The sequence below is a fragment of the Ruegeria sp. BHSA162 genome, from assembly GCF_059613385.1.
The window spans coordinates 1-16,512 of record NZ_JBXWSK010000077.1 but is presented as its reverse complement, the minus strand read 5'-3'; the positions used below and the strand labels follow the sequence as shown (position 1 = coordinate 16,512).

Below are 16,512 nucleotides of genomic sequence, written 5' to 3'. Positions count from 1 at the left end.
CTTCTTGCGGCTTGGGGGTTCCAATATCTGGGCGGCATGGCCCCGTGTAAATTGTGCATCTGGCAACGCTACCCGCATGGTGCGGCTGTGCTGCTCGGCGTGCTGGCTTTTGCATTTCCGGGCGTGCGCCTGCTGCCCCTCCTCGGCGCAGCCGCTGCCGCCGCCACGTCCGGCATCGGCGTCTATCACGCCGGGGTCGAGCGCGGCCTGTGGGAAGGCCCGTCCAGTTGCACATCGGGCAGTATCAGCGGCCTGTCCGCCGAGGAGTTGATGGAGCAGATCATGGCCGCCCCGTTGGTACGGTGCGATGATATCCCGTGGGAAATGTTCGGGCTGTCCATGGCTGGGTGGAACGCACTGCTGTCCGCAGGTCTGGTTCTGGTGTGGCTGGCCGCCTGGCGCGCGCGCTGTCCCTATTAGGCGTCCAGTTCCGCGTCCCAGTACAGAAAGTCGATCCAGCTTTCGTGCAGGTGGTTCGGCGGAAATTTCCGTCCGATATTCTGCAGCATACTGGCGTCAGGCTGCCGAGGCGGCTTGCGCAGGCTCATCCCCGCCTGACGCAGCGATTTCGACCCCTTGCGCAGATTGCATGGACTGCAGGCGGCCACCACGTTCTGCCAACTTGTGACACCCCCTGCTGCACGCGGCACGACATGGTCGAAAGTCAGTTCGCCCCGGCTGCCGCAGTACTGGCAGCGGAATTCATCCCTCAGAAATAAATTAAAGCGCGTGAAGGCCACGCGCTTTCTGGGTTTCACATAGTCTTTCAGGACAACCACCGACGGTATTCGGATCACCGTACTCGGGCTGCGGACCACTTCGTCATACTCGGCGACGATATCGACCCGGTCCAGCCAGGCGGCCTTTATCGCCTCCTGCCAGGGCCACAGCGACAGCGGATAGTAGGAAAGCGGGCGATAATCGGCGTTCAAAACCAATGCCGGATGGTGCTTGAGGGCACCTGGCTCCCTGACAAATTCGGTCCTGAAATCTCCGTCCATGGCTGAATCGCTCCTCGCTCTCGGCTGCCTGTATGGGACACCAGAGCGGGGAGCACCCGCCCCGGTCTTAACTTAACTATATATCGTGTTAAAACTCTGACAAGTCCTGTTTTTCCACAACATCTCGGTAACGGACTATTCTGAATCCGTAACAATCACGTGACAGTTATCCACAGCTTGCGCAGGTCCGGAACTGAGAGTATGGCGGAGCTCATGTCATGGTTCATCCGCTTCAACAAACCCTTTGACGTGCTGCCGCAGTTCACCGACCGGCAAAATGCCGACTCGCCCCGCAGCACCCTGTCGGATTTCATCGACCTGCCGGGGGTCTATCCGGCCGGGCGGCTGGACCGTGACAGTGAGGGGCTGATGCTGTTGACCGACAATGGGCGGCTGCAATCCCAGATCTCGGATCCCAAGCACAAAATGCCCAAAACCTATTGGGCCCAGGTCGAGGGCATCCCGGATGCGGCTGCCATTCGGGCCCTGCGCGACGGGGTCGAGTTGAATGACGGCATGACCCGCCCAGCCAAGGCGCGGCTGATCGACGAACCCGAGGGTCTGTGGCCACGCACGCCCCCAATCCGCGAACGCAAGACGGTGTCGGATTGCTGGCTGGAACTGACCCTGCGCGAGGGGCGCAACCGGCAGGTGCGCCGCATGACGGCCGCCGTGGGCCACCCCACCCTGCGCCTGATCCGCGCCCAGATCGGAGACTGGACACTGGACGATCTCGCACCCGGCAGCTGGGACAGCTTGCCGATGCCCGTTCTGGAAACCGCCCCCCAACGCAAGCGGGACCGGCGACCGCGGCGGTGACTTTTTCGGCGATTTCCGCTATCATATCTCCATGAAAGTAGCAGCCGGAATCCCGTCGCCTTCGGGCATTCTCGAGGCCGCGCTGTATGTCGATGATCTGGACGCCGCCGAACGGTTCTATGGCGAGGTTCTGGGCTTGGAACGCATTCAGCGCGTCAAAGGTCGGCATGTGTTCTTTCGGGTCGGCGCCTCGGTGTTGCTGTTGTTCAACCCGGACCAGACGAAACAGCCCACGACCAACCCTGACCTGCCGGTGCCGCCGCATGGCGCACGCGGTCCGGGGCATGTGTGCCTGATCCTGACGCGCGACCAGATCGCGTCGATGCGCAAGCATCTGCTGAACTGGAACGTCCCGGTCGAGGCCGAGTTTGACTGGCCCAACGGGGCACGATCGCTCTATGTGCGCGACCCGGCCGGAAATTCGGTGGAGTTTGCCGAGGGTCACCTGTGGGGGTGACCCTGCCGCGTCACAGGCTCAGCTTGTCGCGCATGAAGGCCAAGGCGACGCCCAGCCCGTCGGGCGCGATACCGTGGCCGGTGCCCTTCATGACATGAGCAAAGACCTCCTTGAAGCCTGCGCGCTGCAGGGCCTCGGCGGCCTCGGGCAGCGATTGCGGCGGCACCACGTCATCGGCATCTCCATGAACCAGCAGTACAGGCATCCGGCTGACCACCTCGTCGGCCAGCAGGTCCGGCTCCAGCAGGCGGCCCGAAAACGCGATCACGCCGGCCACCGGGTCTTCGCGGCGCGGGGCCACGTGCAGGCTCATCATGCTGCCCTGGGAAAAGCCGAACAGCACCACCTGCTCGGGCAGCACGTCCTCGTCCACCATCAGGGCATCGAGAAAGGCGTTGAAATCCTCGACCGCCATTTCCATGCCGCGCCGAGCCTCTTCCTCGGACGAGCCGTCGATCCACGGGATCGGAAACCACTGATACCCGTTGGGCATGCCGGGGATCTGCTCGGGCGCGTCGGGGGCCACGAACAGCGTGTCGGGCAGGTGTTCGCCCAGAACGTCCGCAAGCCCCAGCAGATCGGCCCCGTTGGCGCCATAGCCGTGCACGAACACCACGACCGAGCGCGTGTCGCCCGAAACCGGCTCTTTTCGGAGCGCGTTCAAAACCCGTGTCATCTGATCCCTTCCCTATCCTTGGCCACGCGGTAATAGGCCCACAGAACCCGGGCTGCAACCGACCGCCACGGCGACCACGCCTCGGCCATTTGCCGCAGCGCCTTGTCGGTCGGCCGATCCGGCAGGCCGTACAGCATCCGTGCGGCTTCCTGCAGGGCCAGATCGCCGGGCGCGATCACATCCCCCCGCCCCAGCGAGAACATGGCATAGATCTCGGCCGTCCAGACCCCGATGCCCGGCACTTGCGTCAGGGTCGCAATGACCACGTCATCGGGTGCCTGGCGCAGGGCCTTGTAGTCGATCCGCGCATCGGCCAGCGCACGGGCATAGCGGATCTTCTGGCGGCTCAGCCCCACGGCGCGCAGCTCATCATCGGTGGCCCATTTGATCTTGCGCGGCCCGGTCAGGCCGGCCTGCTGCATCCGCCCCCAAATCGCGTTGGCCGAGGCCACGCTGACCTGCTGGCTGACGATGGCGCTGAGCAGTTGCGCGAAGCCGTCGGGCCGGCGGCGCAGGGGCAGCGGGCGGGTCAGTTCGATCGCGTGCGCCATGCGCGGACAGGCGTCAGACAGCCACTCGGCCCCTTCCGCAACGCATTCTGGTGTCTCGATAATTCGACCAACGGTCATGGCTGCTCCGGGTGGCGGTTCGGGGCGCAGGTTAGGCTGCTTTGTCGCATATGCAACCCGCTTGTATGTCCGCCGGTTCGCCGATACCCATTTGCGCATGACGATGACCAGCACCGCCCCCGACGATACCCGCGCCAAGCGCAACGTTGCCGTTCTGGTGGCGGCGCAGGCGATTCTGGGCGCACAGATGCCGATGATCTTCATCGTCGGCGGATTGGCGGGCCAGTCGCTGGCCAGCAACGCCTGCCTCGCCACGCTGCCGATTTCGCTGATCGTTCTGGGGTCGATGCTGGCGGCCACGCCTGTCTCGGCCATCATGCAGCGCTGGGGCCGCCGCGCCGGGTTCCTCGTCGGCGCAACCGCCGGAGCGGTGGGCGGCGCCGTAGGAGCCTATGGCCTGTACCTAGGGTCGTTCCCCGTCTTTCTTGTCGGCAGCCTGCTGACCGGCATCTACATGAGCGCACATGGCTTCTATCGCTTTGCCGCCGCCGATACCGCGTCGGACGCATTCCGGCCCAAGGCGATCTCTTACGTCATGGCTGGCGGTCTGGCTGCGGCCATCATCGGGCCGCAGATCGTCAAACTGACCTCGCAGGCCTATGTCATTCCGTTCCTGGGCACCTATTTCGCGGTGATCGCGGTGAACGTCATCGGTTCGGTCCTGTTCCTGTTTCTGGACATACCGACACCCGACCGCCCATCGCAGGATGCACCCAAAGGCCGGTCGCGGCTCGAACTGCTTAAAACCCCGCGCATCGCCGTGGCCATCATCTGTGCCATGGTCTCATACGCGCTGATGAACCTTGTGATGACTTCGACGCCGCTGGCCGTTGTCGGCTGTGGCTTCTCCGAAGGTGATGCGGCGGATGTGGTCACCAGCCACGTTTTGGCGATGTACGTTCCCAGTTTCTTCACCGGCCATCTGATCGCCCGGTTCGGGGCCGAGAAGATGGTTGCCATCGGGTTGGCGATTTTAGGCGGCGCGGGTGTCGTCGCGCTGCAGGGCGTTGAGATCGGGAACTTCTTTCTGGCCCTCGTGCTGCTTGGCATCGGCTGGAACTTCGGCTTCATCGGTGCCACCAGCATGCTGGCGGCCGAGCACGATGTGCATGAACGCGGCCGCGTGCAGGGCCTGAACGACCTGCTGGTGTTCGGAGGCGTGACGATTGCGTCGCTGGCCTCGGGCGGATTGATGAACTGTTCTGGCGGGTCCCCGGTCGAGGGATGGACCGCCGTCAACCTGGCGATGGTGCCGTTGCTGACTTTGGCGGGCGGCGCGCTGCTGTGGCTGGTGCTCAGACCCCGCGAGGCCAAACTCTCCTGATCACCACCGACCGGTGGTCGCGGTCCAGATCAGTGACACGCGCCGTCGGATCTCGCCCACGTTCAGCGCACCAGCAGCGACCCGACCGGGCTCAGCCAGCACATGACGCAGGACGCGGTCTGCCTGCCAGCCGCCATAAAGCGCAGGGCGCGCCTGATCCGAAACATCGGCGCGACGCGCCCGGGCCGCGGCCATCCGGTCCAGCGCGCGCTCGGCCAATTGGCGCACCCCGTCCGGTGTCCCATCCAACAGGGGGACGCGCCCGCGGGCTTCAAGCTCGGGGATGGCGCGAAACCAGTTCGCCACACCGACCGCATAGCCAAAGTCGCGCAGGACCGTTTCGTCGGCGGCACCCAGGGCTTGCGCCGAGGCGACCATCAGCGACCCTGCGCTGTGCGTCAAGTAGGCCTCGAAGTGTTCCTCATCCTCGAACGGATCCCGGTAGATATCCCAACGCCTTACGGCCACATATTCATCCAGCATCGCCGCCAGATGCGGGGACAGGACACGCGACAGGGGCGTGACCACCTCGTGCCGCCGCACGGAGGGTCCTTCGGCGATCTCCTGCAGCGCGTCGCGCCACCATTGCAGGCGCATTTCCGCGATCATCGGCTCTTGGGTGACCCACGGCGCGCGGGCGACCTCGATGTTCATCGCATAGATCGGAAACAGCACGGCCCGCGCCTGCACCGGCGCCGCCATCGCGGCCATGAACCGGTCGGGGTCGGCCCGGTGGACCAGCGCCGCGCAGGCCTTGACGTCGTCGTCGAAGGGCACGCTCACTCGGCCACCACCGATTGCGGGCTGCAGTCGCGCACCAGCTTCCATTGGATCGCTTCCAGCAGCGCCTCGAACGAGGCATCGACAATGTTCGCGCTGACCCCCACCGTGGACCAGCGCCGCCCCTGCCCGTCTTCGCTGTCGATGATGACGCGGGTCACCGCCTCGGTCCCGCCTTGGGTGATGCGTACCTTGAAGTCCACCAGATGCATATCGTCCAGGATGGGCGAGTACTGCCCCAGATCTTTGGCCAAGGCTTTGGCCAGCGCGTTCACCGGGCCACGGTCGCTACCGTTTTCGTCCATTGACTCGCTGACCGACAGCTTCTTCTCGCCATCCACCTTCACCACGACGACCGCCTCGGACAGGCTGACCATCTGGTTGTACTTGTTCTTGCGCCGCTCGACCGTGACCTTGTAGCGCTTGACCTCGAAGAATTGCGGCAATTGGCCCAGTTCATCGCGGGCCAACAGCTCGAAACTGGCCTGCGCGGTGTCATAGGAATACCCCTCGGCCTCGCGCGCCTTGATCCGTTCAAGGATGCGCCCCAACGCCGGGTCGCCCGGCTCCACCTGCAACCCGGCCTCGGTCAGGCGTTTGCGCAGGTTCGACTGGCCGGCCTGGTTCGACATCGGAATGATCCGCGCATTGCCCACGGTGGCCGGATCGACATGTTCATAGGTCGAAGGGTCCTTGAGGATCGCACTGGCATGCAGCCCCGCCTTGTGCGCAAAGGCCGACGCCCCGACATAGGCCGCCTGTTTGCTGGGCACCCGGTTCAGGATGTCGTCCAGCATGCGGCTGATGCGGGTCAGACCGGTCAGCGCATCGCGGCTGACCCCGATCTCGAAGGCCGAGGCATAGGGTTCCTTCAACAGAAGCGTCGGGATCAGGGCGGTCAGGTTGGCGTTGCCGCACCGCTCACCCAGCCCGTTCAATGTGCCTTGGATCTGGCGTGCGCCGGCATCCACGGCCGCCAGGGAACAGGCCACGGCATTTTCGGTGTCGTTGTGGGTGTGGATGCCCAGCCGGTCGCCGGGAAAACCCGCCGCGATCAGCTCGGACACGATCCGCCCAACTTCGGCCGGCAGCGCGCCGCCATTGGTGTCGCACAAAACCACCCAGCGGGCACCGGCCTCCAGCGCCGCCTGGCAGACCTGCATGGCATAGGCGGGGTTGTCCTTGTAGCCGTCAAAGAAATGCTCGGCATCGAACAGCGCCTCACGCCCCTGCCCCACGATAAGCGCGACCGAGGCGCGGACGTTCTCGACATTTTCCTCCAGCGAGATCCCCAGCGCGTCGGTCACGTGATAGTCATGCGACTTGCCCACCAGACAGACCGCCCGCGTGCCGGCGTTCATGACGGCGGCCAGCACGTCGTCATTCTCGGCCGAGCGCCCGGCCCGCTTGGTCATGCCAAAGGCGGTCAGGCGGGCGCGCGTCTTGGGTGCGGCGTCGAAAAACGCGCTGTCGGTGGGGTTCGCACCGGGCCAGCCGCCTTCGATATAATCCACCCCCAAAGCATCCAGCGCCTGCGCGATCTGAACCTTTTCGGCGGTCGAGAACTGAACGCCCTGCGTCTGCTGACCGTCGCGCAGCGTGGTGTCATAGAGGTAAAGGCGCTCCTTGCTCATTCCACGCTCTCCAGCTTGCGGGCGTCAAAACCCGCGCCGGGCACCAGTTCGACCCCGCCCTTGTTCATCCGCACTTCCAGACCAGCCGCCAGATAGGCGGCCTTCAACCGATCCACTTCCGCGAAATCCTTGGTCTGCATCGCCTCGGCCCGAACACGGGCCAGCCGGTCGGCATGGGCCGACAGATCCACGCCGTCGGTTTCGGCCCAGGCCCCCATGTCAGGCTCCAACAGACCCAGGATCCGCGCACTGGCCAGCAAGGTCGCGGCGTCGCCGTCCGAGGTCAGACGATGCAGCTCGGCCAGGGCGCCCGCCGTGTTGAGGTCATCGGCAAGTGCCTCGATCACCTCGGGCGCCGCGCTGGGTGCGGGCTCGATGCCCGCAGTCAGCGCCCGCCACTTGCGCAACGTGGCCTCGGCCTCGCGCGCCTTCTTCTCGGTCCAGTCCATCGGCTTGCGATAGTGGGTCTGCAGGAAGACGAACCGGATCACCTCGCCCGGCACGCCCTGATCCAGCAGGTCATGCACGGTGAAGAAATTGCCCAGTGATTTGGACATCTTCTTGCCTTCGACCTGCAGCATCTCGTTATGCAGCCAATAGCGCGCAAATTCGCCGTGCGGATGGGCGCATTTGCTCTGGGCAATCTCGTTTTCGTGGTGCGGGAACATCAGGTCATTGCCGCCGCCATGGATGTCGAAACTCTCGCCCAGCAACTCATAGCTCATGGCCGAGCATTCGATGTGCCAGCCCGGACGCCCCCGGCCCCAGGGCGACTCCCAACCGGGCAGTTCATCGTCCGAAGGCTTCCACAGCACGAAATCCATCGGGTTCTTCTTATAGGGCGCCACCTCGACCCGCGCGCCTGCGATCATGTCGTCGACCGAACGGCCTGACAGCTTGCCATACTCGTCGCGCCAGCTGTCCACCGCGAACAGAACATGCCCCTCGGCCTCATAGGCGTGCCCCTTGGCGATCAGGTCCTCGATCATGGCGATCATCTGGTCGATATACCGCGTGGCCCGCGGCATCTGGTCGGGCTCCAGCGCCCCCAGCGCGCCCATGTCATGCAGGTACCAGCCGATCGTCTCGTCCGACCGCTCCTGCACCAACTGCTCGAGCGTTCCTTCGGCCCCGGCCCGCTTGCGCGCCAGGGCCGTCGCGTTGATCTTGTCATCGACGTCTGTGAAGTTGCGCACATAGGTCACATGCGCGGGCCCGTAGACGTGACGCAGCAGACGGTACAGCACGTCAAACACCACCACGGGCCGTGCATTGCCCAGATGCGCTCGGTCATACACGGTGGGACCACAGACATACATCCGCACGTTGTCGGGATCGATCGGAACGAAATCTTCCTTCGTCCGGGTCCGCGTGTTGTGCAGTTTGATCGTCGTCATGCGTCTGGCTCCTGGATACAGCAATAGCGTGCGCGTTGACGCGGGCTTAGCAACTTGTCTCAGGGAAGAAAACGAAAGAAACCGGCCCGCGTGAAAGTTCAGCAGGGAATGCAGCAGATAATGATGCAGGTCTTCCGGTTCATGGCCCATCGCATAACACGCCCGGTCCCGCGCGCCAAGACTTCTATTGCCGGCGGGGGAAGCTGATTGACAAATCATCGCGGCTCTGACCCATTCGGCGGACTTGCTGCAACGGAGGCGCGCCATGAAACTTTCGCACTGCATCACGCATCTGACCCGAGGCGGTTCGGACGGGTGGGACGTGTTCTATCGCGCGCGCCGCATGATTGCCGAAGGCCAAGCCGTGACCGAACTGACCATCGGCGAGCATGACATCCGCACCCGCCCCTCGATCCTGGCCGAGATGGACCGGTCGGCGCGCGCGGGCCATACCGGATACGCCATGGTGCCGGGCACGGATCTGCTGCGCGATACCGTAGCCGCGCGGGTGCAGACCCGCACGGGCGTTCCGACCACGCGCCACAACGTGCTGATCACCCCGGGCGGACAAGCCGCACTGTTCGCCGCGCATATGGCAGCGTGCGACCCGGGCGATGTGGGTCTCTATCTCGATCCCTTCTACGCCACCTATCCCGGCACGATCCGAGGGGCGGGCGCGATCGCGCGCGCGGTTCAGACCCGGGCCGAGGATGCCTTTCAGCCCGACGCAGCCTTGATCACGGAACAGGCCGAGGGTGCCGCATCATTGCTGATCAACACGCCGAACAACCCGACCGGGGTCGTTTATTCCCGCGAGACCCTGACCGAGATCGCCGATCTGTGCCGCGAACGCGACATCTGGCTGATTTCGGACGAGGTCTATGACACGCAGGTCTGGGACGGCGCACACCTGTCGCCCCGCGCCCTGCCCGGTATGGCCGACCGCACCCTGGTCGTGGGCTCGATGTCGAAATCCCACGCCATGACCGGGTCGCGCTGTGGCTGGATCGTTGGCCCCGAAGAGGCCATCGAACATCTGATCAACCTTGCCACGCACACCACCTACGGGGTTCCGGGATTCATTCAGGACGCTGCCAGCTTTGCGCTGACCGCCGGGGACGAACTGGAGGAAGAGGTCGCGGCCCCCTTCCGCCGCCGCCGCGCCCTGGCGATGCAGGTTCTGGCCCGACAGAACACGGTGGGCCTGATCCCGGCTCAAGGCGCGATGTATCTGATGCTGGACATCCGCGCGACGGGGCAAAGCGGCGAAGACTTCGCCAATGCGCTGCTGGACACCCACGCCATCGCGGTCATGCCCGGAGAAAGCTTCGGCCAAGCCGCCGCTGGACATGTGCGCGTGGCCATGACCATTGACGATGACCGGTTCGCCGCCGCCCTTCAGACCCTATGCGATTTCGCCGCCCGGTTGGCGAGCCAGACGGCGGCCGAGTGACCGAGACGGGTTTTGTTCAGAACCGGAAGGTCGTGCGCAGATTGAAGGTGTTGGTATCCAGATCGCCGCGCGACCGCGTGACATCGTTGAAATTCTGCCGCAAGGCTTCGCCACTGATGATCAGCCGGTCGCCCAGAGGATAGGCTACGCCGATCCCGTAGACGGCCGCCGTGTCGCTGTCGCCCGAAGTATTCGCCCGCGCGGCACCCACCACGACGTAGCCCAAAGCGCGCCCGAACTCATACCCGCCGCGCAGTTTCACGCGGGATACGCTGTTCAAACTGCCCTCCGAAGCGCCCAGGTCGAGGTTCAGCCGGTCATATTCCAACTCACCCCCGACGACGAAGCTGCCAAGATCCAGATCGTATCCGATATTCGCGCCGATGCTGCCCGAGTTGCCCCCACTGCCGCCGGGGCCGTCCGCGTCGGTATAACCGAAGGTGAACCCGGCATAAGGCCCGGTCCAATCCTCGGCCAATGCCACCTGCGCCGCTGGAATCAGCAGGACCGACAGCAACGCGCGGATCAGTTTCATGCAGACCTCCGGTTTTTGTTCAGCACCCTTTGCGATTGCAACAGATGCGGTGATGTGCACCTCAATTAAACATGTGCTTTGGTGCCGTCAGATCAATTCAAGTCACGCAAATCTTAACAATAAGTAATGGAAGCATAACATATTTCGCCCTTTGCGTGAGGATTTCCTGCGGCGTTCATCGAAGTTCCAAATTTTCGGGGCCAAAAGCGACATCGGTCGCAAACAGGACAGATTGCTTGCGCGGACCCTGACACCATTCGTCGCAGGAGTTGAGGACCACATGCCAAACGATATCTGGAAGATCTGCCTGATCAGCCGCACCATCGGTGCCGATCGGGGGCGTGCGGCACGAGGACGGCCGTGACGGGTTGAAGCTTCCCCCTTTTGACCTGACTTTCAATTTGGAATCCTCACCATGAACGACCAATCCCGCTCAACGTCCCGCAGTGGCGGCCGCGCCGCCCGACGGGCCGCCCGTGCCGCGGCCCTGCCCGAACATCTGCGCCCCGTCCGCCCGGGGCTTGAGGGCGGCACCTACAAACCGCTCAGCCAACAGGACATGGAGCGTATTCACTCCGCCGCGCTCGATGCGCTCGAAACCATCGGTCTGGCCGACGCGCCACCCAGCGGGATCGATTACCTGGTCAATGCCGGCTGTACGCTGGGCGATGACGGACGCATCCGTTTTCCTCGGGCGCTGGTCGAGGACACGATCGCCCGCGCCAACCGGTCGGTGACGCTGTACAGCCGCGACGGCAAAACCGATCTCGAACTGTCCGGCGGACGCGTTCATTATGGAACCGCCGGTGCCGCCGTCAGCATGGTCGACGCCCAAGGCCGCAACTACCGCGACTCAACCGTGCAGGACTTGCACGATGCCGCGCGGATTTGCGAACAACTGGACAATATCCATTTCGTGCAGCGCCCCATGGTCTGCCGTGACATCACCGACAACCGCGAGATGGACCTGAACACGATTTATGCTTGTTGTTCTGGGACTTACAAGCATGTCGGAACATCCTTCACAGACCCCAGCTATGTAGCTCCGGCCATGGAAATGCTGCATATGATCGCTGGCGGCGAGGATAAATGGCGTGAACGGCCCTTCGTCTCGAACTCGAACTGCTTTGTCGTGCCTCCGATGAAATTCGCGACCGAGAGCTGCCAGGTGATGGAAGAATGCATCAAGGCGGGGATGCCGGTCCTGTTGCTATCCGCTGGGATGGCGGGTGCCACGGCCCCGTCAACGGTGGCCGGTGCGATTGTCCAGGCTACGGCGGAATGCCTGGCAGGTCTGGTTTATGTAAACGCCGTAAGCCCAGGCGCTCCGGCGGTTTTTGGCACTTGGCCCTTTGGTCTTGACCTCAGGACCGGTGCGATGAGCGTCGGGTCTGGCGAGCAGGCCCTGTTGACGGCAGGTTGCGCCCAGATGCACAAATTCTACGACCTGCCTGGCGGCGCTGCAGCCGGTGCTTCGGACTCCAAACTGCCCGACATGCAAGCCGGATGGGAGCAGATGTGTTCCAACGTCATGGCCGGGCTGTCCGGCCTGAACATGGTCTACGAAGCAGCCGGCATGCACGCTTCGCTGCTGGGTTTCTGCTTTGAAAGCCTGATCCTTGGTGACGATCTGATCGGTCAGGCCCTGCGATGCGTTCGTGGGATCGAGGTCACGGAGGACACGCTGGCGCTGGACCAGATCGCGTCGGTCTGTCTCGGTGGCCCGGGTCACTACCTGGGAACCGACGCAACACTCAGCCGGATGCAGGCCGACTATGTCTATCCAGCGCTTGGCGACCGGACCTCGCCCAAGGAATGGGCCGAGCTGGGCAAGCCGGACCTGGTCGAAAAGGCCACCGCGCGAAAAGAAGAGATCCTTGGCGCTCCGTCTCCGGCGCGTTTCGATCCGGCGCTGGATGCGGAACTCAGAAGCAAGTTCAACATTCACTTGCCTGCATAACCAATTGAAAAGCAGCCCAGATCGCTCTGGGCTGCCTCGTACTTCAAGCTGTTAACCGTTGCTGGGCGGCAGCAGACCGGCTTCTTGCGCGGCTGCGATTTCGGCCTCATCCAGAGCGCCGTCACCGTTCGCGTCCAAAAGCGAGAACGCATCGGCATCCATGTCGGGCACAACGGCCTGAACCTCTTCGATGGTCAGAACGCCGTCGCCATTTGCGTCAGCCGAGCTCTGCGCGAATGCAAGCGCAGGGAACCCGAGGGCAACTGCGGCCAGAACGGCCAGTTTCTGAGAGTTCATTGTCAGTCTCCTGATAGGGGGTTTGTGGTAGTCTGTCCGGACAGGCACACAAAACACCTGCTCAGCCGCACTGTCATCGGCCGCAGAGATTTTCCCGCAATTCGCGCCAATCCCTGCCCGTTTGGGCCATTTGGAGTCGCAAGCTTTCGCTGTGCCAAGCCGCCCGCTGGCGCATCGGCACAACTTCCCTCATCCGTACCCCCGTTCCCGGCAATCTGCCGCTCAGCCCGACCGAGTCGAAAAAAGAAAGGGGGCCGAAGCCCCCTGTCAGTTTTGCTGTCCAGGCTCAATTCGTTGACCGCCCGGTATTTTTTTGCCTGCGGCCTGGACTGCACATGGGACGAGCGCACCCGCCCCGTGAGAGAGTGGGAAGGACCGATATTCCGCCCCACCCTGTTCCCGGCCAGCACGGGCATGCCGGCCGAGTGGACCAGGGCGACCTAGGGTAAGTCTCAACGCCCTGATCCGTATTCGTCGGGACCGGAAGTCCGGGGGGAAATCCAGGTCCCTACACCCCGCCTGGCGGGGCGTTTGCCTTAGCTACACCCGCTGGTTGCCCCGCAGGTGTTGCATTTCATGCAGGTGCCGTTGCGCACCAGCGTGTAGTTTCCGCATTCGCCACAAGGATCACCCTCGTATCCCTGCATTTTGGCTTTGGTCCGGGCATCCATCCCGGTAGCCGTTTCGGTGACGACGGTGGTTTCGCTCTTGGTTTCAAAGGTCACGGCCGCTTCGGACAGTCCGGTCGCTTCGCCGGCGGCGCCGTTGAACATCATCAGGTCCTGCGGCAAACGCTTGCGCAAATAACCGGTCGAGCTGATCTGTTTCAGAACCTCCAAGGATTTCGAAGCCGCGCTGTCGCTGATCTCCGAGACGTTCGATACACCCTCTTCTTCGCCACGACCCAAGTCGTCGAATGTTGCGCCCTCGGGTTTCACATGCGCCAGGTCGGTGCGATCGAGGTACGACACGGCCAGTTCGCGGAAGATGTAGTCGAGGATCGACGTCGCGTTCTTGATCGAGTCGTTGCCCTGAACCATCCCGGCCGGTTCGAACTTGGTGAAGGTGAAGGCGTCGACAAACTCTTCCAGCGGCACGCCATATTGCAGACCGACCGAGACGGCGATGGCGAAGTTGTTCATCATCGCACGGAAGCCAGCGCCTTCCTTGTGCATGTCGATGAAGATCTCGCCCAGCTGCCCATCTTCGAATTCGCCGGTGCGCAGATAGACTTTGTGCCCGCCCACGATCGCCTTTTGGGTATACCCCTTGCGACGATGCGGCAGTTTTTCGCGGTGACTGCGGATGATCTCTTTGACTACCACCTTTTCGACGACCTTCTCGGCCAGGGTCACGGCCTTTTCCTGGATCGAGCCGCTTTCGAGGATTTCAGCCGCTTCGTCATCATCCTCGACCAGCGCCGCTGCCAGCGGCTGGCTGAGCTTGGACCCGTCGCGATACAGCGCGTTGGCCTTGACACCCAGGCTCCAGGACAGCTCGTAGGCCTTCTGGCAATCTTCGATCGTAGCGTCATTGGGCATGTTGATCGTCTTGCTGATCGCGCCCGAGATGAAGCTTTGCGCCGCTGCCATCATGGTGATGTGGCTGTCAACACCCAGGAACCGCTTGCCCTTCTTGCCGCAAGGGTTGGCGCAGTCGAAGATTGCATAGTGCTCGGGCTTCAGATGCGGGGCCCCTTCCAGGGTCATGGTGCCGCAGACATGGTCGTTGGCCGCGTCGATATCCGACTTGCTGAAACCCAGATGGCGCAGCATGTCAAAGGTCGGATCGTTCAGCTTGCTGGCCGGGATGCCCAGAACGCCGGTGCAGAAATCCTCGCCCAGCGTCCACTGGTTGAAGACAAACCGGATGTCGAACGCGCTTTCCAGCGCGGCGTCGATCTTGGCCAGCTCGTTCGGGCCGAACCCGTGACCGGTCAGCGAGGTGTGGTTGATCCCAGGCGCGTTGCCGATGGTGCCATGCCCGACCGCGTAGGACACGATCTCCTCGATCTGGGCCGAGGAATAGCCAAGCTTTTCCAGCGCCGACGGCACCGAGCGGTTGATGATCTTGAAGTAGCCGCCCCCAGCCAGTTTCTTGAACTTGACCAGTGCAAAGTCGGGCTCGATCCCGGTGGTGTCGCAGTCCATCACCAGTCCGATCGTGCCGGTCGGCGCGATCACCGTGGCCTGCGCGTTGCGGTAGCCGTTCTTCTCACCCAGGCTCAACGCTTCGTCCCAGGCGCTCATGGCCAGATCGATCAGGCGTTTGTCCGGACAGTTGGCGTGATCCAGCGGCACCGGCTTGACCGACAGCTTCTCATAGCCCTCGGTCACACCCTGCGCAGCGCGACGGTGGTTGCGTATGACCCGCAGCATGTGCTCGGCGTTGCGCTTGTAGCCGGCGAACGGCCCCAACTCGCCGGCGATCTCGGCCGAGGTGGCGTAGGCAACGCCGGTCATGATCGCGGTCAGGGCGCCACAGATCGCCCGACCCTCGTCCGAGTCGTAGCCATAGCCCATGTTCATCAGCAGCCCGCCGATGTTGGCATAACCCAGACCCAGCGTACGGAAGTCATAAGACAGCTGCGCGATCTCTTTCGACGGGAACTGCGCCATTGTTACCGAGATCTCGAGCGTCAGCGTCCAGAGACGGGCCGCGTGCATGTAGTCGGCCGCCTGGAACTCGCCCTCCTTCAGGAAAGTCAACAGGTTCATCGAAGCCAGGTTGCAGGCCGTGTCATCCAGGAACATGTATTCCGAGCACGGGTTCGAGCCACGAATCTCGCCGTCTTCAGGGCAAGTGTGCCATTCATTGACCGTGTCGTGGAATTGAATGCCCGGATCGGCGCAGGCCCAGGCCGCGTGGCCGACTTTTTCCCACAGATCGCGTGCTTTGACCGTGCGGGCAACCTTGCCGTCGGTACGGTTGATCAGCTCCCAATCGGCATCTTTCTCTACCGCCTTCAGGAAAGCGTTGGTCACACGGATCGAGTTGTTCGAGTTCTGCCCCGAGACCGAGCTGTAGGCCTCAGAGTCCCAATCGGTGTCATAGGTCGGGAACTCGATGCTGTCGTGGCCCTGCTTGGCATAATCCAGCACGCGCTTGATGTAAGTCTCGGGGATCGCGACCTTTTTCGCTTCGCGGATCGCCGCTTTCAGCGCGTCATTCTTCTTGGGATCATAGGCATCCGCTTGCGCGCCGTCCCAGGCGCGGATGGCCTCGAAAATGCCGTTCAGCATCTTCTCGTGCATCTTCGATCCGGCAACGATCGAGGCCACCTTCTGCTCTTCGATCACCTTCCATTCGATGAATTGCTCGATGTCAGGGTGATCTGCATCGACGATCACCATCTTTGCTGCCCGACGGGTTGTCCCGCCTGATTTGATCGCGCCAGCGGCGCGGTCGCCGATCTTGAGAAAGCCCATGAGGCCCGAGGACTTGCCGCCACCCGACAGCGCTTCGCCTTCCGCGCGCAGATGGCTGAAGTTGGTCCCGGTACCCGAGCCGTATTTGAACAGGCGCGCCTCGCGCACCCATAGATCCATGA

15 protein-coding genes are annotated in these 16,512 nt (G+C 63.2%); 6 read left to right on the top strand and 9 right to left on the bottom strand.

Going from position 1 to position 16,512, the window contains the following annotated elements; genetic code table 11:
* Positions 1-420 (top strand): disulfide bond formation protein B (locus AC2FM5_RS16345; RefSeq protein ID WP_496736836.1); only part of this gene is annotated, 420 nt, incomplete at its 5' end.
* On the opposite strand, the gene AC2FM5_RS16340 is transcribed toward AC2FM5_RS16345, so the two are convergent.
* Positions 417-1,001: an HNH endonuclease gene (locus AC2FM5_RS16340; protein WP_170359119.1), complete on the bottom strand. Its 585-nt coding sequence runs from the start codon at positions 999-1,001 to the stop codon at positions 417-419. The genes AC2FM5_RS16345 and AC2FM5_RS16340 overlap by 4 nt on opposite strands.
* Before the next feature lie 213 nt (positions 1,002-1,214).
* Here AC2FM5_RS16340 and AC2FM5_RS16335 point away from each other — a divergent pair, with 213 nt between their 5' ends.
* Positions 1,215-1,820, top strand: coding sequence for a pseudouridine synthase (locus AC2FM5_RS16335; RefSeq protein ID WP_496736834.1), 606 nt, complete (start codon positions 1,215-1,217; stop codon positions 1,818-1,820).
* Positions 1,821-1,851: 31 nt separating this feature from the next.
* Positions 1,852-2,277, top strand: coding sequence for a VOC family protein (locus AC2FM5_RS16330; protein WP_170437622.1), 426 nt, complete (start codon positions 1,852-1,854; stop codon positions 2,275-2,277).
* Positions 2,278-2,287: 10 nt separating this feature from the next.
* Here the strand turns inward: AC2FM5_RS16330 and AC2FM5_RS16325 are convergent, their stop codons facing one another.
* Together AC2FM5_RS16325 and AC2FM5_RS16320 are read right to left on the bottom strand one after the other, a co-directional pair.
* Entirely contained in the window at positions 2,288-2,953 is a 666-nt protein-coding gene (locus AC2FM5_RS16325; protein ID WP_170338468.1) for an alpha/beta hydrolase, read from the bottom strand.
* The gene (locus AC2FM5_RS16320) at positions 2,950-3,582 is read right to left on the bottom strand and encodes a DNA-3-methyladenine glycosylase family protein (RefSeq protein WP_496736831.1); all 633 of its coding nucleotides are present in this window, start codon (positions 3,580-3,582) and stop codon (positions 2,950-2,952) included. Before AC2FM5_RS16320 ends, AC2FM5_RS16325 begins: the two co-directional genes overlap by 4 nt.
* 97 nt (positions 3,583-3,679) lie before the next feature.
* On the opposite strand from AC2FM5_RS16320, the gene AC2FM5_RS16315 reads away from it, so the two are divergent.
* Positions 3,680-4,906, top strand: a complete 1,227-nt coding sequence (locus AC2FM5_RS16315; RefSeq protein ID WP_170390708.1) for an MFS transporter — start codon at positions 3,680-3,682, stop codon at positions 4,904-4,906.
* Here the strand turns inward: AC2FM5_RS16315 and AC2FM5_RS16310 are convergent, their stop codons facing one another.
* The 3 genes from AC2FM5_RS16310 to cysS are packed head-to-tail and all read right to left on the bottom strand — an operon-like array spanning position 4,907 to position 8,717.
* A complete protein-coding gene (locus tag AC2FM5_RS16310) occupies positions 4,907-5,683 on the bottom strand; it encodes a squalene/phytoene synthase family protein (protein WP_170359273.1) in 777 nt (258 codons plus the stop codon). It lies immediately after the preceding gene.
* A gap of 2 nt (positions 5,684-5,685) precedes the next feature.
* Positions 5,686-7,320, bottom strand: coding sequence for a citramalate synthase (gene cimA, locus AC2FM5_RS16305; protein WP_496736829.1), 1,635 nt, complete (start codon positions 7,318-7,320; stop codon positions 5,686-5,688).
* Positions 7,317-8,717, bottom strand: a complete 1,401-nt coding sequence (cysS, locus tag AC2FM5_RS16300; RefSeq protein WP_496736827.1) for a cysteine--tRNA ligase — start codon at positions 8,715-8,717, stop codon at positions 7,317-7,319. Before cysS ends, cimA begins: the two co-directional genes overlap by 4 nt.
* A gap of 265 nt (positions 8,718-8,982) precedes the next feature.
* On the opposite strand from cysS, the gene AC2FM5_RS16295 reads away from it, so the two are divergent.
* The gene (locus AC2FM5_RS16295; protein WP_496736825.1) at positions 8,983-10,170 is read left to right on the top strand and encodes a pyridoxal phosphate-dependent aminotransferase; all 1,188 of its coding nucleotides are present in this window, start codon (positions 8,983-8,985) and stop codon (positions 10,168-10,170) included.
* Between the two features lie 16 nt (positions 10,171-10,186).
* Here the strand turns inward: AC2FM5_RS16295 and AC2FM5_RS16290 are convergent, their stop codons facing one another.
* On the bottom strand, positions 10,187-10,705 hold the full coding sequence (locus tag AC2FM5_RS16290) for an outer membrane protein (RefSeq protein ID WP_170442803.1): 519 nt from the start codon (positions 10,703-10,705) through the stop codon (positions 10,187-10,189).
* A gap of 415 nt (positions 10,706-11,120) precedes the next feature.
* On the opposite strand from AC2FM5_RS16290, the gene AC2FM5_RS16285 reads away from it, so the two are divergent.
* Positions 11,121-12,665: a trimethylamine methyltransferase family protein gene (locus AC2FM5_RS16285; RefSeq protein ID WP_170528650.1), complete on the top strand. Its 1,545-nt coding sequence runs from the start codon at positions 11,121-11,123 to the stop codon at positions 12,663-12,665.
* Positions 12,666-12,716: 51 nt separating this feature from the next.
* Here the strand turns inward: AC2FM5_RS16285 and AC2FM5_RS16280 are convergent, their stop codons facing one another.
* The gene (locus tag AC2FM5_RS16280) at positions 12,717-12,962 is read right to left on the bottom strand and encodes an EF-hand domain-containing protein (protein WP_093962168.1); all 246 of its coding nucleotides are present in this window, start codon (positions 12,960-12,962) and stop codon (positions 12,717-12,719) included.
* A gap of 536 nt (positions 12,963-13,498) precedes the next feature.
* The coding region (locus AC2FM5_RS16275; RefSeq protein WP_496736822.1) for a vitamin B12-dependent ribonucleotide reductase at positions 13,499-16,512 on the bottom strand (3,014 nt) is incomplete at its 5' end.